Here is an 18,322-nt window from a genome sequence, read left to right as displayed (position 1 = left end):
AAAATAATGTCGCTCCCCACTAAGCCCGGCAAAGCCGGGCCGCAGACTGGTGCATCCGAAACGGGCGCATCGGACAAGACCCGCTATCAGGGTACCCTGATAGCGCGCGGCCTGACCAAGACCTATCGGACGCGGCGCGTCGTCAACGGCGTCTCGCTTGTGGTGCGACGCGGCGAGGCCGTGGGGCTGCTCGGACCGAACGGTGCGGGGAAGACGACCTGTTTCTACATGATCACCGGTCTCGTGCCCGTTGACGAAGGCACGATCGAGATCGATGGCAACGACGTCACGACCATGCCGATGTACCGTCGTTCTCGTCTCGGCGTCGGTTACCTTCCGCAGGAAGCTTCGATCTTTCGCGGCCTGACGGTCGAGGAGAATATCCGCGCCGTTCTCGAGGTCCACGAAAAGAGCCGCGCCCAACGCGAGCAGAAGCTCGACAGCCTGCTTGAGGAATTCCACATCCGCAACCTGCGCACGGTTCCGGCTGTCGCACTATCGGGCGGCGAACGCCGAAGGCTGGAAATCGCCCGTGCGCTTGCCACGGACCCGACCTTCATGCTGCTTGACGAACCCTTCGCGGGCGTCGATCCGATCTCGGTCGCTGATATCCAGAACCTCGTCCACCATCTGACGGCCCGCGGGATCGGCGTTCTGATCACCGACCACAATGTGCGCGAGACGCTCGGGCTGATCGACCGCGCCTATATCATCCACGCGGGTGAAGTGCTGACCCACGGTCGCGCCAATGACATCGTCAACAATCCGGAAGTGCGCAGACTCTACCTTGGCGACAATTTCAGCCTCTGATACCGTATCAGCAGGCTAGAAATTCACCTTCCCCTTACTGTTCCGCTTGACCAAACCCAATAAAAAAGCAATTTTTGGGCCAGTTGGAAATCCGCGCCTTTTTCCCAAGCGATAAAGAGCGATTTCCCTGGGAGTCGAAGGGAGTTTCGCGTCCATCATGGCGTTGTCTGCCAACCTTTTTCTGCGCCAAAGCCAGAGTTTGGTGATGACGCCGCAGCTGATGCAATCCATCCAGCTGCTGCAGATGACGCATTTCGAGCTCAACCAATTCATTGCCCAGGAAGTCGAAAAGAACCCGCTGCTCGAATTTACGACAAATGACGGCGAAATGGGCAGCGATGACGGTCGCCAAGCCGAAGACGAAGGCTATGACGGTCACGGCGAAGACCGCTCCGATCATCAAAGCGGCAATCTGGAAAGCGACTGGTATGAAAGCGACAATACCGGTCATGCGGATCGGCTGAGCGCCGAGCTGGATACCAATTTCAGCAACGTCTTTCCCGATGACGGTCCGCCGCAGCGCCTGGACGCGCCGGAACTGCTCAGCCAGTGGAAATCCATGCCCGGCAGCTCGGAGCCGAGCGAAGGATACGATCTCGACGATTTCGTCGCCGGCCAGATCTCGCTCCGCGATCATCTGAACCAGCAAATCCCGTTCCTGCTGCCCTCCCCCGCCGACCGTCTGATCGCCCAGCAGCTGATCGACCAGCTGGACGAGGCCGGCTACCTGCGAGCCGATATCGACGAAGCGACCGGCCGGCTCGGCACGGAAACTGCGGAAATCGAGCGTGTCCTTGGCATATTGCAGACGCTCGATCCACCCGGCGTATTCGCCCGCTCGCTCGGCGAATGCCTGGCAATCCAGCTCAAGCAGAAGGATCGGCTGGATCCCGCGATGGCGATGCTTTTGGAGCACCTCGATCTGCTGGCCCGACGCGATTTCGCCACGCTCAAGCGGGTGTGCGGCGTCGACGAGGAAGACCTTCTCGACATGATGACCGAGATTCGCCAGCTCAACCCGAAGCCGGGCAGCGGCTTCGAGACCGGCGTGTCCGAGGCGATCATGCCCGACATCATCGTGCGCCCCTCGGCCGACGGAAGCTGGCTGGTCGAGCTCAACCCGGATACGCTGCCCAAGGTCCTGGTCAACCAATCCTATTTCGCGTCGATCTCCAAGACGGGGGGCGATTACGCATTCCTGTCCGAATGTCTTCAGAACGCCAATTGGCTGACGCGGAGCCTCGATCAGCGCGCCAAGACCATGATGAAGGTGGCAAGCGAGATCGTCCGGCAGCAGGACGCCTTCCTGGTTAATGGCGTCGATCACCTGCGGCCGCTCAACCTCAAGACCGTCGCCGATGCGATCAAGATGCACGAGTCGACCGTCAGCCGCGTTACCTCCAACAAATACGTGCTGACGCCGCGAGGCCTCTTCGAGCTCAAGTACTTCTTCACCGTCTCGATCGGCGCGGTCGAGGGCGGGGACAGTCACTCGGCGGAAGCGGTCCGTCACCGGATACGGACGCTGATCCTGCAGGAGAGCCCGGAGGCGGTGCTTTCCGATGACGATATCGTCGACACATTGAAGGAAGGCGGCATCGAGCTTGCACGCCGAACCGTCGCCAAATATCGCGAAGCGATGAACATCCCCTCCTCCGTCCAGCGGCGCAGGGAGAAGCGGGCGCTTGCGAAAGTCTCCGGTTTCTAAGCCACAGCATCTTCAACCATACGCTGTCGGGATATTTCGATTCGTTAAGAGACTGTTGACTTTCGCCTTAGTCGCGGCTAGAAGCCCGCCGCAATCGGTGCAAGACATTACCGTGAGACTTATCCCCATCATCCTGAAGGCGCCTGACAAACGCAATTTGTCTTCAATCGTGCGAAGTGCTTGGATGAGCTTGAGGCTTGGCGTAAACTGATACGCGCAGATCACTACAAGAAGGGAAACTCCATGAGTGTGCGTGTATCCGGTAAACATATGGAAATTGGCGATTCTTTCCGTCAACGGATCGAAGACCAGGTCGGTATGGCCGTCACGAAATACTTCGACGGGGGGTATTCGGGCCAGGTGACAGTTGAGAAATCCAGCTCACGCTACGCGGCAGACTGCAAAGTTCATCTCGACAGCGGCGTGGTATTGCACGCAGCCGGCGAGGCAATGGATCCTCAACTCGCGTTCGATGCCGCTCAAGTCCGGATCGAGAAACGTCTGCGCCGCTACAAGCGCAAGCTGAAGGATCATCAGGCAGCGAACCATATCAACGGCTTTGCCGAGGTTGCCTACACGGTCATGGACGGCGTCCCTGATGAGGATGATGAAATTGCCGACGACTTCGCACCCGCGATCGTCGCTGAGAGCACGAAGCAGCTGAAGACCATGTCGGTCGCGACCGCCGTGATGGCGCTCGACATGACCGACGAGCCGCTGCTTCTGTTCCGCAGCCCTGGCAAGGATCACTTGAATATCGTCTACCGCCGACAAGACGGCAACATTGGCTGGATCGACGCAGCCAATATCAAAGGCTGAGAAATGAAGATGGGCGGCGGCCCACGGGCCGCCGCTTCCCGGTCATCGAATCTCGGCGACACGAAGGAACGAAGAGAATGGCGTTGGCAGATCTTCTGCAACAAGATGCAATCATCCCCGCCTTGAAGGCTAATTCCAAAAAACAGCTGCTTCAGGAACTGGCGATCAAAGCCTCCAAACTCACGGGACTGCCCGAGCGGGAAATTTTCGATGTCATTCTGCAGCGCGAGCGCCTCGGCTCCACCGGAGTCGGCAACGGCATCGCCATCCCGCACGGCAAGCTCACAAGCGTAAAATCCATTATCGGCATCTTCGCCCGCCTGGAGGCACCGGTTGATTTCGAGGCACTGGACGATCAGCCGGTCGATCTCGTCTTCCTGCTGCTCGCCCCCGAGGGCGCCGGCGCGGATCACCTGAAGGCCCTGTCGCGGATTGCCCGCGTGCTGCGCGACCAGGATCTGGTCGCCAAGCTCAGGGCCACCAACTCGGCTTCGGCCATCTACGCTTTCCTCAACCAGGAACAGGCGTCCAACGCCGCTTGAAGCGGCTGATATCTCCCTTCTCCCTCCGGGAGAAGGTGGCCTGAGGGGCCGGATGATGGGCGGCACAGCAGACGGAAGGTATTATCCTTCGCTCGCCGCTCACTCTATTTATCGTTTCGCTACCCCATCTCTCCGTCCGCCTACCGGCATCTTCTCGCCGCTGGCGAGAAATGGCCTTTCGGGCGCCCGGCACGATTTGCCGTCTGCGGGGCCGAATTATTCGTAGATTTTCGCGGCTGCGAGCAGCGTGGCGGCGTGTTCCCACGGATTACCCGGCAATGGCTGCTGCCAATCGATTACCCATGCCTGTATGGCTTCCAAAAAGCATGCGAGATCAGCGTTTTCCCATTGCCCTGTTGCGCCAGAATCATTCAGATCCATCCTCAACTGCCTGAGAAATTCAATGAAAGTATCACGGTCGCAAACGAGACTTGGGTTCATCGGAATAGCATGACAAAGCCGGCGTATCTCTGCAATGGGCAAAGCGGCGATGCCCGGAGAGCGCTGAATGCAGCGTGCCAACTCTTTTGGGGAGAACTTACGTGCTGATCGATAGCATCGACGAGCTATATAAAAGGAGGCATTGGCGGTACTGGCGAGTAGACGAACTTGTTGCCAAAAGAGGTCCGGAAAAGAACGATTTTTTGTTCATCAAGCTGATTATGGCTCGGCCTGATTTGACTGAGAAGAACACCATTACCTACTATTTCGACCAATGTATCGATTTCGAGCCCATTAAGGTATCGAACTTTTCCGGCATCCATTTGATGATCGAGCACAAAAGGTCAGACTTTCGCGAAGAGGTTCGCTTTAGAGTGTACGATGAAGAGCACAAAGCGTTTGATTTCCTCTGCGGGCAGTTTGTCGTAGAAATCGATGAGTGACCGGTTTGGGCCGAAAGCCGTCATGGAATCTTCGCCCCACGCATAATCATTTCCAATGGTCGATAAATCTTTTAGCGATTGGGCCGTCCTTGGTAGCAAGGACGCTCCAACCGGGTTTCGCCCCCGGCACTAAAATGCCCACCAGTTCATCGTGTAAATATATCCTGGCAATGGCTTCATATTGCTCGGATGCTTCCCAAGAAATACGTACGTCTGCCGGTTGCTCCATGAATCGAATTGCGAGGTCGGTACGTACATATTCAGCAGGATTCAAAAATGGCATTGCCTCTTTGTCGTGCCATTGGCCCTCAGCCGGGGCATGGCTACGGTTGTATAGCCATACGTCAGCGATAAATTTGTTTTTCCTATCAGTTAAATAACCATAAGCCACTCGTCCATCGTCTTCCACGAGAACGCTGTAACCAGACGCCACATCTCTAACGATAGCCATTATTGAATCTTCTGCGCTCATCGGATGAACCAACTTTATTTGTGGCGACCGCGGGAATCCGGTGAGGGTTTTATACCGCTTGGCTTGGCAAGGCTATGTCCGCAAAGGGCCGATAGCGGCCCAATTCCCTCTTTCATCCCCCTAGAGGCATGGCTGATTGAGCTGAAGGCGCGGCTATCAGACGCCCGCGCCCAGGGTGATGAGAAGTTCATCCAGCTGCTCGAACTGCTCGGGCATCGCGTCTTCCATGCCGACGAACGACTGGTCTAGGGCTTCCTTGGAGGGATAGAGTTCTCGCAGGACCAGCAGCGTCTTGCCGTCCTCTTCCTCGAAAGTGACGGTGGTGACGGCGCCTTCACCGCTTTCGTCATTGGTCCAGACGAGGCGCGAAGGCGGCGTCACTTCGAGATATTTGCCGAAGAAGGCCATGGAATTAGAGGCGTCGCGTCCGAACGCGATACGATAGCCGCCCCCGGTGCGAACATCCATTTCGCAGGAAAGCAGGGGGACGCCAATCGACTTCGGCGCCCACCACAACTTGAACAATTCAGGTTTGGTCCATGCGTCGAAGACGAGACGAACCGGACCATTGAAGGTCCGCGTCACGACGAGTTCGAGCTCGGACCTCCGTTCGACTGCCGTGCGGCTGTCACTCACTCTGCTGCCCATCGATTTTCTCCTTCCGTTTCAAAGCCTCGACGACCTGGTCCAGCGCGTCGAAGCGCGTGTTCCAGATCCGGCGGCGTGCTTCGATCCACGCTGCCTCCTCCTCGAGCGCGCGCAGGCTGAGCCTGCAGGTCCGCACGCGCCCGACCTTCTCCGTCGTAACCAGCCCCGCCTGTTCCAGGATGCCGACGTGCTTCTTCATGCCCGTAAGCGTCATGTGGAACTTGTCTGCGAGTTCCGTGATCGAAGCATCCGCACCGCCGAGCTGCTCCAGAACGCCGCGTCGCGTGGCGTCCGAGAGTGCGGCAAAGGAGGCATCAAGGCGACCTGTCGAAAACTGAACCATTTGGTTCAGTGTTAGCATGCGAAACGGCGTCGCGCAACAGGCCGGCCAGCGGCAGAGCCTCCGAACGACGTCCACGCAAAGACGAAAGGCATCAAACAAAAACGCCGCGCGTCGAAAGACACACGGCGTCATTCATTCCAAAATGCAGCTTTGCGCCGATCAGGCGTCCTTTTCGTCGAGCGGACTATTGGCGCCCGACTCGGATGCCTCGACGATTTTCGGGCCGCCCTTGGCGACGCCGACCATGGCAGGGCGCAGAACGCGCTCGCCGATGATGTAGCCGTCCTGCACGACCTGCACGACCGTGTTGTTCGGCACTTCGGCATTCGGCATTTCGAACATGGCCTGGTGGAAGTTGGGATCAAACTTCTGCCCGACCGGATTGATCTTGCGCACGCCGTGCCGCTCAAGAGCGGACAGCATGGAGCGTTCGGTCATTTCCATGCCTTCGATCAGGGTCGTGAGGCCTGCGTCAGCCGTCTCGCGGGCTTCTGCGGGAATGGAATCGAGCGCGCGGCGCAGATTATCCGAGACGGTGAGCATATCGCGAGCAAAACCGGCAACGGCGTAGGACTTGGCGTCCTTGACCTCGCGCTCCGTACGGCGACGCAGATTGTCCATGTCGGCGGCGAGACGAACGAAGCGCTCACGCACGTCGGCGTTCTCAGCCCTCAGAAGTTCGACGGGATCCGGTTCGGCCGAGACCTGATCGACGGCATCGGCATTCTCCTGCGCGATATCCGCAAAGTTGTCGGCCGCCGTGGCATCAGGTCCGTTTTTCGTTGTTTCGTCGGTCATGACGGTCTCCGAATAGTATTGTCCTTGGGATTTGCCCCCGATATCGAGGTTTGGCTCGGAAAAATCAAGACTTTGTCGCGAAGAAGCCTTGTTCTCCGCGGCCATTCGACCTTGAAGCACGCTTCGTCAGGAGCCGGGCCTCGACATCCTGGAAATCAGCTGGGCGGTATAATCCACCATAGGGACGATGCGGGCATAGTTGAGGCGTGTCGGGCCGATTACGCCGACAGCGCCGACAACCTTGTCGTCTTCATCCCGGTAGGGCGCAACGATCAGCGAGGAGCCGGAGAGCGAAAACAGTTTGTTTTCCGAGCCGATGAAGATGCGCACACCCGGGCCGCTCTCCGCCAGATTGAGAATCTCGATCAGGCTGTCCTTCTTTTCGAGATCATCGAAAAGCAGCCGTAGCCGATCGAGATCGTCCGCGCCGACATCTGCGAGAAGGTTGGAGCGACCGCGCACGATCAGTTGGCCCGGCTTGCTCTCGTCTCCGTCGCCGGACCATACCGCGATGCCTCGTTCGACGAGTTCCCTTGACAGAATGTCGAGCTCATGACGGACATTTTCCTTCAGCGACTGAAGCTGCTTGCGCAGTTCCGGCAGCGTCTGGCCCGTCATGTGGGCATTCAGGAAATTCGCCGCTTCCGTCAGCTGGGACGATGTTACGCCGGCTGGCAGCTCGATAATGCGGTTTTCCACCTGGTCATGGTCGCCGACGAGAACCGCAAGAGCCTTCGTCGGCTCGAGGCGAATGAATTCGACATGCTTTAGCACCGCATCGTTCTTGGCGGTTATGACGAGACCGGCACCGCGGGAAATGCCCGACAACATGCGGCTTGCTTCGCTCATGACGGCTTCCATCGGCTGGTCGCGGTTGCTGCCGCGAACCTGCCGGTCGATGTTGGCGCGGTCTTCGGCCGAGAGATCGCCGACCTGCATGAAGGCATCGACGAAAAAGCGCAATCCGACCTGGGTCGGCAACCGTCCTGCACTGATATGCGGGGAATAGATCAGGCCGAGCTCTTCCAGATCGCTCATCACGTTGCGCACGGATGCCGGCGAAAGGGACATCGGCAGCAAACGGGAGAGATTGCGGGAGCCAAGCGGTTCGCCGTGCTCAAGATAGCTTTCGACGATGCGGCGGAAGATTTCCTTCGAGCGTTCGTCCAGCGCAGTAGCGGCATCAGAAACCGGCGTTGTCGGGAACCCCATCTCGTTCTTCAAATCCACTCCGTTGATCCTTGGTAAGGATATAATCAATCAACCGGCATTGGCAAAAGGGAAAATACTGTCGATGAAGCCGACGGCGCGGTCTTGGCTTGCATTTAACCTGAATGTGATTTCGGCCCATCTTTAACGATGAACTATTGCAATCGCGGGAGGCGATGATAGACGGGAATTCCGGCTCTGTTTCAAAGGGAAATTTTCATGCCGGATTCTTCCACATTATTGCTTTTCGCCGCCGCGTCTTTGGTCCTCACCGCAACGCCCGGTCCCGATATGCTGCTGATTGCGTCGCGGAGTGTCAGCCAGGGGCGATCTGCAGGATTTCTCACCTATGCGGGAATAGCTGCCGGCACGTATTGCCACGCTATCGCGGCCGGGCTTGGGCTATCCCGCCTCTTTCTCACCGTGCCTGTCGCCTACGAAGTCGTGCGCTGGGCCGGCTGCGTCTATCTGCTCTATCTCGCCTACAAGACGGTCAGAACACGAGGATCCGCCTTCGCTCCCTCTTCCTCGCTCATGCGACGCTCGGGCAAGCGGATTTTCGTGGAAGGTCTCGCCACCAATCTCCTCAACCCGAAAATGGCGCTTTTCGTGCTGGCGCTCTTTCCGCAATTCGTCGAGCCAGCAGGTAGCCCTCTGCTCCTGCAGATGGTTCTCCTCGCTACGATCTTGAACGGAGTGGGCTTCATCGTGAACGGCACCGTCATCTATTTGGGAAGCCACATCCGCACCCGGCTCTCTGCAATTCGCCGTTTTCCCAGGCTCCCTCAGTATCTGCTTGCGACCGTCTTTACCGGATTGGCGTGCCGTCTGGCTCTCGGAACGGGAAACTAAAACCCTTCGAGGTCCTGAGGCAGAGGAGCGCAATGATGAGCATTTCGTATTTTGACCCACGGCTCGTGGTTCCGGCCTGCTTTTTCTTTGCAAAAGGCAGTAACCAATCGTAGAAGCGGGTCATCAACATCAGGAGAAAAGAATGCGCCCTTCAGGCAGAAAAACCGACCAGATGCGCAAGGTCTCGTTCGAGCGCAATTTTTCCAAGCATGCCGAGGGATCGTGCCTGGTGAAGTTCGGCGATACCCATGTGCTCTGCACGGCGAGCCTGGAAGAAAAGACGCCGCCGTGGCTGCGCAACACCGGCAAGGGCTGGGTCACCGCCGAATACGGCATGCTGCCGCGCGCGACCGGCGAGCGCATGAAGCGTGAAGCTGCCGCCGGCAAGCAGGGCGGCCGCACCCAGGAAATCCAGCGCCTGATCGGTCGCTCGCTGCGCGCCGTGGTCGACCTGGTGGCGCTCGGCGAACGCCAGATCACCATCGACTGCGACGTCATCCAGGCCGATGGCGGCACGCGTACGGCATCGATAACAGGCGGCTGGATCGCGCTCTACGATTGCCTGAAATGGATGGAAAGCCGCAACATGATCAAGGTCGACCGGGTGCTGAAGGACCATGTCGCCGCCATCTCCTGTGGCATCTTTGCCGGCCAGCCGGTCATCGACCTCGACTATCTCGAGGATTCATCCGCCGAGACCGACGCCAATTTCGTCATGACCGGCGCCGGCGGCATCGTCGAGATCCAGGGCACGGCGGAAGGCACGCCATTCTCGGAAGAAGAATTCAGCGCGCTGATGGGCCTTGCCAAGGCCGGCATCGCCGATCTGGTGTCGCTGCAGAAGCAGACGGTCGCCTGACACCAAAGGGACGCAGCCGATGAACCCAATGCTGGAAGGCATTCTGGAGACCGCGCTCTACGCTGAAGATCTTGACGCAGCCGAAGCCTTCTATGAGGGCACGCTTGGGCTTTCGAAGATCACGCGGGCCGGCAACCGGCATGTCTTCTTCCGCTGCGGGCCGGGCGTTCTTCTGATCTTCAATCCGGCGGAAACGGTCAAGCTGCCGGCTGCCGATGCTGCCCTGCCCGTGCCGCCGCACGGCATGCATGGACAGGGACATGCCTGCTTCCGGGTGTCGAAAGAAAATATCGATGCCATGGCGGCGAGGCTGAAAGCTGCCGGCGTCGCCATCGAAGCCGACTTTCATTGGCCGAACGGCGGCCGTTCGATCTATTTCAGAGACCCTGATGGCAACAGCCTGGAATGTGCCGAAGCCGTGATCTGGGGTCTCGTTTAAGGATTTTTTGAATGCGCAAGCTCGATACGAAGACCATCGTGGTCGCCAGCCACAATGCCGGAAAAATCCGCGAGATTGCGGATCTGATCGGCCCCTTCGGGTTTACCGCGAAATCCGCTGCGGAACTCAACTTCATCGAACCCGATGAAACGGGCACGACGTTTGAGGAAAATGCCACGATCAAGGCGCTCGCTTCGGCCCATGCTTCCGGTCTGCCGGCGCTTTCCGACGATTCCGGCCTCGTCGTCGACGCTCTTGGCGGCGATCCGGGCGTCTATACCGCCAACTGGGCGGAGACGGCTGAAGGCACGCGCGATTTCGCCATGGCGATGCGCAAGGTCGAGGACGCGCTGGAGAAGGTAGGGGCGAAGGCGCCTGAAAGCCGTACAGCCCGTTTTGTCAGCGTTCTCTGCCTTGCCTGGCCCGACGGCCACACCGAGCTTTTTCGCGGCCAAGTCGAAGGCACGGTCGTCTGGCCGCCGCGTGGCGGCCAAGGCTTCGGCTACGATCCCGTCTTCCAGCCTCAGGGCTATGACGTCACTTTCGGCGAGATGAGCGCCGAACAGAAGCATGGCTGGAAACCAGGCGAGCCTCAGGCCCTGTCGCATCGCGCCCGGGCGTTCAAAATCTTTGTCGAAACCTGCCTGGAAGCGTAAGGTCAAGCGGTGGACACTCTCGATTCGCCAAGCCATGGCCTACGTAATACGCCCCTGCTTCCCGATACCGGCGAACCCGGTTTTGGCGTCTATGTGCATTGGCCTTTTTGCGCGGCAAAATGCCCCTACTGCGACTTCAACAGCCATGTCCGGCATCAGCCCGTCGACCAGGAGCGCTTCACCGCTGCTTTCCTGAAGGAGATGGCGACGATGCGCGCCATCAGCGGGCCGAAGACCGTCACCAGTATCTTTCTCGGTGGCGGCACGCCTTCCCTGATGAAGCCGGAAACCGTCGATGCGATCCTTGAGGGGATTGCCAAGAATTGGCATGTGCCCGATGGCATCGAGATCACCATGGAGGCCAATCCATCGAGCGTGGAAGCCGAGCGTTTCCGCGGTTATCGCGCGGCCGGCGTCAATCGGGTTTCCATGGGCGTGCAGGCGCTGAACGACCGCGACCTGAAATTCCTCGGTCGACTGCACAATGTCGAGGATGCGCTGAAGGCGATCAAACTGGCGCGCGAGATCTTTCCGCGCATGTCTTTCGATCTCATTTATGCTCGCCCCAATCAAACGGTCGAGGAATGGGAACGGGAACTCAAGGAAGCAATTTCCTATGCCGTCGACCATCTGTCGCTCTATCAGCTGACAATCGAGGAAGGCACGCCCTTCTTCGGCCTGCACAAGGCCGGCAAGCTGATCGTGCCCGATGGCGAGCAATCGGCGCTTCTCTACGAGGCGACGCAGGAGATCACGGCGCGCGAGGGGCTTCCGGCCTATGAAGTGTCCAACCACGCCCGTCCCGGCGCTGAAAGCCGGCACAATCTCACCTACTGGCGCTATGGCGACTATGCAGGCATCGGGCCTGGCGCCCATGGCAGGCTGACGCGGGGCCACGAGAAACTGGCAACCGCGACCGAGCGCAAGCCCGAGACCTGGCTCGACATGGTGGAGCGCGACGGCACCGGTATGATCGATCGGGAAATGCTCGGTTATGACGAGCAAGCCGACGAGCTGTTGCTGATGGGCCTGCGGTTGAAAGAGGGTATCGATCTTGTGCGTTGGCAAGAGCTTTCCGGCCGCGACCTCGATCCGAAGCGCGAGGAATTCCTGCTGGAGCACGGCTTTATCGAGCGGCTCGGCAATTCCCGCCTGCGCTGCACGCCGTCGGGCATGCTGATCCTCGATTCCGTGGTCGCCGATCTCGCCTGCTAGAAGCAATTCCAGCAAAAGTGCGCAGCGGTTTTGCGTCCGGAATTGCAGAAGGCTCCAAGGCTCAGGCGATCCGCTTTTTCCCGAAGCTTAACAATCGCCCGTCGATCGCGGCAAGTCCGATCGCGATCAGTGCCATTCCGACGAGATTCCTGCCCTCAAGATGCTCGCCGAGGACGGCAGCGCCCAAGAGGATGGCGCTGACGGGGATGAGAAAGGTCACCAGCATCAGATTGGTGGCACCTGCTGTCGCCAGGATACGGAAGAAGAGAACATAGGCGATTGCCGTCGAAAGCAGCGCGAGGCCGAGCAGAGCCAGCCATGTCTCGGCAGAGGGCATTGCGAGCGTCCAGGGGTGATCGGCGATCAGAGCAATCGGCAGCATCAGGACCGTGGATGCCGTGACCTGACCTGCGGCCGGGATGAGCGGCGCCATGCCCATGCGGCGGAAACGGCGACCCCATATGCCCGCCAGAGAGTACGACACGGCAGCACCCAGGACCGCGAGTTGGGCCAGAAGGTTTGAACCGAGATCGCCCAGCGCTTTAAAGCCGATCATATAGGCGACGCCGGCGAAACCGACCACGACGCCGACCAGCCGATTTGCCGTCATCTTCTCGTCGGTCGTCAGCAGATGCGCGACCACGACGGCAAAGAGCGGCGTTGTCGCATTGAGGATGGAAGCGAGGCCGCTTGCGATATGGGTCTGGCCCCAGACGATCAAGCAGAAGGGGATCATATTGTTCAGAATCCCCATGCCGAAGAAAGCAGCCCAGGATTTTCCGTCCCGCGGCATGGCTTGACCCGTGGCGCGGACAAAGAGGTTCAGCGCAATGGCCGCAAACAGCACCCGGCCGGTGACGATCGTAAAGGGCGGCAATGTCTTTACCAGAATACCGTTGAAGAAGAAGGAACCGCCCCAGAGGATCGACAGGGCGATCAGCATCGTCCATTCCGCCGCGCCCATCTGTTTGCTCGACATATCCGCTCCTCCGCATCGTCTTTTCTTATCGAATAGAGATTGGCGATGATTGGAGCCACCCGTTTCCTGCGGCTTCGCTTTCTCGCTGACGCCGCGGTTCTTCGTGAAACGGAAATTGGCGGAGGCCGCTGGCTGCCGACCGAGGCGGCCGGCAGCCAGGCAAAGCCTTAGGACCGGCCGGTTACGCCGCCCTTGAAAAGGCTGCCGGTGCGTGTGCGCAGGAACATTTCCAGCGGGATATGCTCCTGATGCAGGAAGCCGGTCTCAGGCAGCAGCCCGTCGCGGACCATCTCGATGATGGCGACGACCGAGGCCGAGGTGGTCCAGGAGATGGCCGTGCGCCGCTCGCCGGCAATTTCGATCGGATAATAAGCGCGCACGAACTCCCTGCGGCGCAGGCTGCCATTCTCCGTGCCTTCCGCCGAGACATGGACATAGACGACATCATCCTCGACCAGCGGCTTGGCTTCCGTCAGGATCTCGCCCGCCAGCTTGCGATGATCACGCATCAGAAGTTCGTGGAAGAAGAAGTTCATCAGCTCCATATGGCCGGGATAGCGCATGGTCTTGTAGTCGAGATTGTCGACGCGGCCGAGCATGGTGCTGCACATGGTTCCAAGCCCGCCTGAAGTCGTGAAGGCCTCGAGCTTGACTCCGTTCACGTAGAGGATCTCGTGCCATTCCATCGGCGAGACCAGCTTTCGCACGCCGCCCTCGATGACCTCGCAATCGTTGAGATATTCATTGACGACGCCTTCCGGCGACCAGTTGAAGGCATAGCCCAAAAGACCGGTCGGATGCTGCGGAAGAGCACCGACGCGCATCCGCACTGAGCGGCAACGATCAAAGCCGTCGGCAAGGCTCGCCCCGACAATGCCGACGAAGCCGGGCGCCAGGCCGCATTGCGGCGCCATCAGGCCGCGAGCGGTGCGGGAAAGCTCGATGATGCCGTTGGTGGTGGGCACGTCCTCGGTCAGATCGAAATAGTGGATGCCGGCGAGATGCGCGATCCGCGCGAGCTCGGCATTGAGATGAAACGGCAGGCAGGAGAGCACCGCCTCCACCTTCGAAAACAGTTCGCCGATGACCGCACCATTGGTGACGTCGCCCGCCTCGCATTGAAAAGGAAGCACTTCTCTCGGCAATTGCATATCGACGCCGGTAACGACGAAGCCGCTTTCATGCAGCAATGTGGCTGCAAGCCGTCCGACCTTGCCCAATCCAAGAACGGCGATTCTTTCAAAATTCATGCAGTTTCTCCCAATGGAATCGCTCCTCGCGAGACCGACTCTCTCCCCTTCCATGTCTATAGAATAAAAAACTTATAAAAGAAAACGGCCGGCGATGACGCCGGCCGTTCGGGCAAGACGGGAAAATCCTGCCTTTATTCGTTGATGAGACGCTTCAGAAGCTCGATCTCGTGCGACAGCTTGCTGTCGCCTGAAATCAGTTCCTCGATCTTGCGGACGGCATGCAGCACCGTCGTGTGGTCACGTCCGCCGAAGCGGCGACCGATCTCCGGGAAGGAGCGCGGGGTCAGCGTCTTCGACAGATACATGGCGATCTGGCGCGGCTTGACGATGACGCGCGTGCGGCGGTTCGAGACCAGTTCCTGACGCGAGACATTATAGTGACGGGCGACGATGCGCTGGATGTCCTCGATGCGGACCCGACGCGGCTCGCCGGAACCGACGAGATGGGCCAACAGTTCGTCGACGCGCTCGACCGTCAGGTTCGGCTCGAAGGAGCGACGGAAGAGCAGCTGGTTGAAGGCGCCTTCCAGTTCGCGGCCGCTCGCCGTGACGTTTCTTGCGACGTGCGAGAGCAGGTCGGCAGGAATATCCAGCGACGGATCTTCCTGACGGGCCACTTCCAGGCGACGCTTGAGGATTTCGAGGCGCATTTCATAGTCCGGTGCCTCGACTTCGATGGCGACGCCGCCCTGCAGGCGGGACCGCACGCGCGGATCGAGCGATTCCAGCTCCCATGGGGCGCGATCGGCCGCAACGACCACCTGCTTGGCGCTGTCGAGCAGCATGTTGAGCAGATGGCAGAACTCGTGCTGGATCATCTTGCCCTGCAGAAACTGCATGTCGTCGATGATCAGAAGGTCGATGTTGCGCAGCGAATCCTTCAGCGTCAGCGCATCATTGTCGCGGATCGCGGTTGCGAAACGCCACATGAAATATTCCGCCGTGAGATAGACAACGCGCAGTCCACGCGGGTTCTGCACGGCGGCATTGGCGATCGCCTGCAGAAGATGCGTCTTGCCGAGACCGACAGACGAATGGACGAAAAGCGGATTGAACCGGACAGCGCCGGGGCCGGCTTCCGCGATGGTCTTGGCTGCTGCAAGACTGATGCGGTTGGAGCTGCCCTCGACATAGGTGTCGAAGGTAAACCGCGAGTCGAGTGGCGAGCCGAAGAGCGGCGAGCCAAAACTGGCGGGACGGGCAGAAGCGACAGCACTGACAGCCTGTGCTACTGCCTGACCGGCGGGCTGAGCCGCCGGACGACGGATCTGCGCAACCGACGCAGGTTCAGGCAGAGACAGCTGCTCATCCGCGTTAGGCGCCTTAACGCCCCCACGGGTAGCCGTACGCACTAAAATTTCGACTTTGAGAATTTCCGCATCTTCTGCCTGGAACAGGCCGGTAATCAGATCGAGATAGCGGTTGTTGATCCAGGATTTGAGAAAAGTCGTCGGAACAGTCAGCCGAACGACACTTTTCGAGACCGAATGCAATTTGAGACGCGCAAACCAACTCGCATAGACATCGGGACCGACCTGAGCCTTCAAGCGCGCGCTAACACGCTCGAACAGAATGCTATGCTTCATGTCTCCTTTTTCCCCCGCCGCTTCAAGGCAAACCGAGCCGAGAGCCTGCTGTGCATTGTCCCCTTGCTTCAATGCACCGGCCGTCATCGTATTCATTTGCATTATTGCCGCCTTCCAAAAATTCATTCGTATCGGGCAAAACGGAAGACCGCCGTCCGATGCTTAGCCAAATGGTCTGGGACCGCTCCTCGCGAGCAGCCACATACCGGTTCATCAGCCATCGCCCCCTACCCGAAGGGCGTGTGCAAGAGGCTGCGGCGAAAACTGCAATCAAGCAGTTTGCGTCATACCTTCCTGCCAGGGCAGTCGCTCAGTCCTCGTTTCCGACCGGCTGCACCCGCATGGCTTTCAATTTTTCTCCCCTGCCCCTGCAGCCTTGCTTGGATTGGCTGCCTGAGGTGACAAGTTCCCACGACCGGAAACATCGCTGCTTCCGGGGTTCACCCGTCAACTGTTTGAAAGACCGGAATATTTCATCCGTCACAAGGGACAAAAGACCACCCACGCCGCCTTGAATGGCAGTGTTCGCGTAAGCCGTTTCAGGTGATGTCCGCGCCCCTTGTTGGATTGCATTTAGGCAGGATCACCGACGGGAATCAACGATGAATTTTACGCAAAATTAAGAGCCGGCCATTGACTCAGGATCGCATTTTTGACTGTCACACCGTCGTCAAAAAAGAATCGCTTTTGAATCAAGGGGATTCCCCAATGGTGCGATTCCGCCACGCCCTGAAACAAAAAAAATAATAAACTGCTTGACTCATCTGGTAGCCGGCAGCCAATCCGAGGCATCGAGCGGCATTGGAGCAACCTGCCATAAATCATTGTTTTTAAATGATTTTTTCTGTCATCGCACTGACATGGACAGGTGTTGCAAATTAACCATTTGGGTGAGTTTTGTACGAATCCAAAAAGCCCGGCCAAAGGACCGGGCTCATCATAACGCTATAATTGTTAACGAAATTTAAGCGGTTGCCGTCGACAGCGCCTTAACGCGCTTGGCAAGACGCGAGACCTTGCGGGACGCCGTGTTGGCGTGAAGGACGCCCCTCGTTGCCGCGCGCTGCAGTTCCGGCTGCACGACTCGGAAAGCTTCCTTGGCGCGATCGGCATCACCCGATGCGAGGGCCTCTTCGACCTGGCGAACGAAAGTGCGAACGCGCGAGCGACGAGCCTTGTTGACTTCGGTGCGGCGTGCGATCTTGCGGGTCGCTTTCTTCGCCGAGTTGGTATTGGCCATGTATGCCTCTCTCAAGAATTCGAACAAAACTCCGCTATTGCCGCGTCAGGCCCTGCGGCCGTTTCATCCAGCAATGCGGGAGCAATTGCGGAAAACCAGATCGGCTTTCCAAACTGTGGCGGGCATATAGCTCTATTGAGCCCCGGCGTCAACGCGGATTCTTAGCAAATCCGCCAAAACCCGCCACATCAGGCGGCAGTCCTCACCGGTTCTTGAACGCCGGCTTGCGCTTTTCGATGAAGGCCGCCATGCCCTCTTTCTGATCCTCGGTCGCAAAGAGGCTGTGAAAGAGGCGCCGCTCGAAACGCAGGCCTTCCTCCAGCGTGGTCTCCAGAGCCCGGTTGACGGCTTCCTTGGCCATCATGACCGACGGGCGCGACAGCGAGGCGATCTTTGCGGCTGCCGCCAGCGCCTCGTCGAGAAGCTTGTCTGCCGGCACGACGCGGGCAACGAGCCCCGAGCGCTCCGCTTCCGCCGCATCCATCATGCGGCCGGTCAACACCAGATCCATGGCCTTCGCCTTGCCGACGGAACGGATCAGCCGCTGCGAGCCGCCCATGCCGGGAATGACGCCGAGGGTGATCTCCGGCTGGCCGAACTTGGCCGTGTCCGAAGCAATGATGAAATCGCACATCATGGCAAGCTCGCAGCCGCCGCCGAGCGCAAAGCCGCTGACGGCAGCGATGACGGGCTTGCGCGCCTTGGCGATTTCTTCCCAGCCGCTGATGAAGTCGCTCTTATATATATCGGCGAATTCGAGGGGCTGCATTTCCTTGACATCGGCGCCGGCCGCAAAGGCCTTTTCCGATCCGGTCAGCACGATCGCGCCGATCGCCTCGTCTGCGTGAAAGGCGGCATAGGCCTGCCTGAGTTCGGCCAGCACCGTGGAATTCAGCGCGTTCAGCGCCTGCGGTCGGTTGATGCGGACGAGGCCCACGGCTCCATGCGTTTCGACGACAAGCGTTTCATAGCTCACGGCTCTTCTCCCAAGGTTATCTCTGGCGACTTAA

General features: G+C 59.0%; 21 protein-coding genes. 10 read left to right on the top strand and 11 right to left on the bottom strand.

Features of this window, described 5'->3' with window-relative positions; translation table 11 throughout:
* The first annotated feature begins 6 nt into the window (after nucleotides 1–6).
* From lptB to ptsN, 4 genes are all read left to right on the top strand, one after another.
* A complete protein-coding gene (gene lptB, locus DTW90_RS07645; protein WP_149337469.1) occupies nucleotides 7–810 on the top strand; it encodes an LPS export ABC transporter ATP-binding protein in 804 nt (267 codons plus the stop codon).
* 157 nt (nucleotides 811–967) lie between these two features.
* Nucleotides 968–2,518, top strand: a complete 1,551-nt coding sequence (gene rpoN / locus DTW90_RS07640) for an RNA polymerase factor sigma-54 (protein WP_149337468.1) — start codon at nucleotides 968–970, stop codon at nucleotides 2,516–2,518.
* A 243-nt stretch (nucleotides 2,519–2,761) separates the two neighbouring features.
* A complete protein-coding gene (raiA, locus tag DTW90_RS07635) occupies nucleotides 2,762–3,337 on the top strand; it encodes a ribosome-associated translation inhibitor RaiA (RefSeq protein WP_132521626.1) in 576 nt (191 codons plus the stop codon).
* A gap of 77 nt (nucleotides 3,338–3,414) precedes the next feature.
* Entirely contained in the window at nucleotides 3,415–3,879 is a 465-nt protein-coding gene (gene ptsN / locus DTW90_RS07630) for a PTS IIA-like nitrogen regulatory protein PtsN (protein ID WP_132520591.1), read from the top strand.
* Nucleotides 3,880–4,095: 216 nt separating this feature from the next.
* Here ptsN and DTW90_RS07625 read toward each other — a convergent pair whose 3' ends face one another.
* On the bottom strand, nucleotides 4,096–4,260 hold the full coding sequence (locus DTW90_RS07625; RefSeq protein WP_165927782.1) for a hypothetical protein: 165 nt from the start codon (nucleotides 4,258–4,260) through the stop codon (nucleotides 4,096–4,098).
* A gap of 161 nt (nucleotides 4,261–4,421) precedes the next feature.
* Between DTW90_RS07625 and DTW90_RS07620 the strand changes: the two genes are divergently transcribed.
* The gene (locus DTW90_RS07620) at nucleotides 4,422–4,763 is read left to right on the top strand and encodes a hypothetical protein (RefSeq protein WP_132520585.1); all 342 of its coding nucleotides are present in this window, start codon (nucleotides 4,422–4,424) and stop codon (nucleotides 4,761–4,763) included.
* A 46-nt stretch (nucleotides 4,764–4,809) separates the two neighbouring features.
* Here the strand turns inward: DTW90_RS07620 and DTW90_RS07615 are convergent, their stop codons facing one another.
* The 5 genes from DTW90_RS07615 to hrcA all read right to left on the bottom strand — a co-directional run bounded on the left by DTW90_RS07615 (nucleotide 4,810) and on the right by hrcA (nucleotide 8,236).
* On the bottom strand, nucleotides 4,810–5,214 hold the full coding sequence (locus tag DTW90_RS07615; RefSeq protein WP_132520582.1) for a hypothetical protein: 405 nt from the start codon (nucleotides 5,212–5,214) through the stop codon (nucleotides 4,810–4,812).
* 177 nt (nucleotides 5,215–5,391) lie between these two features.
* Complete coding sequence (locus DTW90_RS07610) at nucleotides 5,392–5,883, bottom strand: SRPBCC family protein (RefSeq protein WP_132520579.1); 492 nt, start codon at nucleotides 5,881–5,883, stop codon at nucleotides 5,392–5,394.
* Nucleotides 5,864–6,226 (bottom strand): metalloregulator ArsR/SmtB family transcription factor, encoded by a 363-nt coding sequence (locus tag DTW90_RS07605; RefSeq protein ID WP_132521624.1) that lies wholly within the window; start codon nucleotides 6,224–6,226, stop codon nucleotides 5,864–5,866. Before DTW90_RS07605 ends, DTW90_RS07610 begins: the two co-directional genes overlap by 20 nt.
* A 159-nt stretch (nucleotides 6,227–6,385) precedes the next feature.
* On the bottom strand, nucleotides 6,386–7,024 hold the full coding sequence (gene grpE / locus DTW90_RS07600) for a nucleotide exchange factor GrpE (protein ID WP_132520576.1): 639 nt from the start codon (nucleotides 7,022–7,024) through the stop codon (nucleotides 6,386–6,388).
* Nucleotides 7,025–7,150: 126 nt separating this feature from the next.
* Entirely contained in the window at nucleotides 7,151–8,236 is a 1,086-nt protein-coding gene (gene hrcA / locus DTW90_RS07595; protein WP_132521622.1) for a heat-inducible transcriptional repressor HrcA, read from the bottom strand.
* A 216-nt stretch (nucleotides 8,237–8,452) separates the two neighbouring features.
* Here hrcA and DTW90_RS07590 point away from each other — a divergent pair, with 216 nt between their 5' ends.
* From DTW90_RS07590 to hemW, 5 genes are all read left to right on the top strand, one after another.
* Nucleotides 8,453–9,085 (top strand): LysE family translocator, encoded by a 633-nt coding sequence (locus DTW90_RS07590; protein ID WP_132520573.1) that lies wholly within the window; start codon nucleotides 8,453–8,455, stop codon nucleotides 9,083–9,085.
* A gap of 142 nt (nucleotides 9,086–9,227) precedes the next feature.
* Nucleotides 9,228–9,944, top strand: coding sequence for a ribonuclease PH (gene rph, locus DTW90_RS07585; protein ID WP_132520570.1), 717 nt, complete (start codon nucleotides 9,228–9,230; stop codon nucleotides 9,942–9,944).
* 19 nt (nucleotides 9,945–9,963) lie between these two features.
* The gene (locus DTW90_RS07580; protein ID WP_132520566.1) at nucleotides 9,964–10,383 is read left to right on the top strand and encodes a VOC family protein; all 420 of its coding nucleotides are present in this window, start codon (nucleotides 9,964–9,966) and stop codon (nucleotides 10,381–10,383) included.
* 11 nt (nucleotides 10,384–10,394) lie between these two features.
* Complete coding sequence (rdgB, locus tag DTW90_RS07575) at nucleotides 10,395–11,039, top strand: RdgB/HAM1 family non-canonical purine NTP pyrophosphatase (protein WP_132520563.1); 645 nt, start codon at nucleotides 10,395–10,397, stop codon at nucleotides 11,037–11,039.
* A 9-nt stretch (nucleotides 11,040–11,048) separates the two neighbouring features.
* On the top strand, nucleotides 11,049–12,254 hold the full coding sequence (gene hemW, locus DTW90_RS07570) for a radical SAM family heme chaperone HemW (protein WP_246664909.1): 1,206 nt from the start codon (nucleotides 11,049–11,051) through the stop codon (nucleotides 12,252–12,254).
* A gap of 61 nt (nucleotides 12,255–12,315) precedes the next feature.
* On the opposite strand, the gene DTW90_RS07565 is transcribed toward hemW, so the two are convergent.
* The 5 genes from DTW90_RS07565 to DTW90_RS07545 form a co-directional block, all read right to left on the bottom strand.
* Nucleotides 12,316–13,233, bottom strand: a complete 918-nt coding sequence (locus DTW90_RS07565; RefSeq protein ID WP_149337466.1) for a DMT family transporter — start codon at nucleotides 13,231–13,233, stop codon at nucleotides 12,316–12,318.
* A gap of 167 nt (nucleotides 13,234–13,400) precedes the next feature.
* Nucleotides 13,401–14,483 (bottom strand): saccharopine dehydrogenase C-terminal domain-containing protein, encoded by a 1,083-nt coding sequence (locus DTW90_RS07560; RefSeq protein WP_149337464.1) that lies wholly within the window; start codon nucleotides 14,481–14,483, stop codon nucleotides 13,401–13,403.
* A gap of 134 nt (nucleotides 14,484–14,617) precedes the next feature.
* Nucleotides 14,618–16,174 (bottom strand): chromosomal replication initiator protein DnaA, encoded by a 1,557-nt coding sequence (gene dnaA, locus DTW90_RS07555; protein WP_149337462.1) that lies wholly within the window; start codon nucleotides 16,172–16,174, stop codon nucleotides 14,618–14,620.
* 862 nt (nucleotides 16,175–17,036) lie between these two features.
* A complete protein-coding gene (rpsT, locus tag DTW90_RS07550; protein WP_149337460.1) occupies nucleotides 17,037–17,312 on the bottom strand; it encodes a 30S ribosomal protein S20 in 276 nt (91 codons plus the stop codon).
* A 202-nt stretch (nucleotides 17,313–17,514) separates the two neighbouring features.
* Nucleotides 17,515–18,288, bottom strand: coding sequence for an enoyl-CoA hydratase (locus tag DTW90_RS07545; protein ID WP_149337458.1), 774 nt, complete (start codon nucleotides 18,286–18,288; stop codon nucleotides 17,515–17,517).
* Between the last annotated feature and the right edge of the window lie 34 nt (nucleotides 18,289–18,322).

This window comes from Neorhizobium sp. P12A (assembly GCF_008365395.1).
Lineage (GTDB): Bacteria > Pseudomonadota > Alphaproteobacteria > Rhizobiales > Rhizobiaceae > Rhizobium.
Note: the sequence above shows the minus strand (reverse complement) of the source record. Positions and strands in the feature narration are given on the sequence as shown.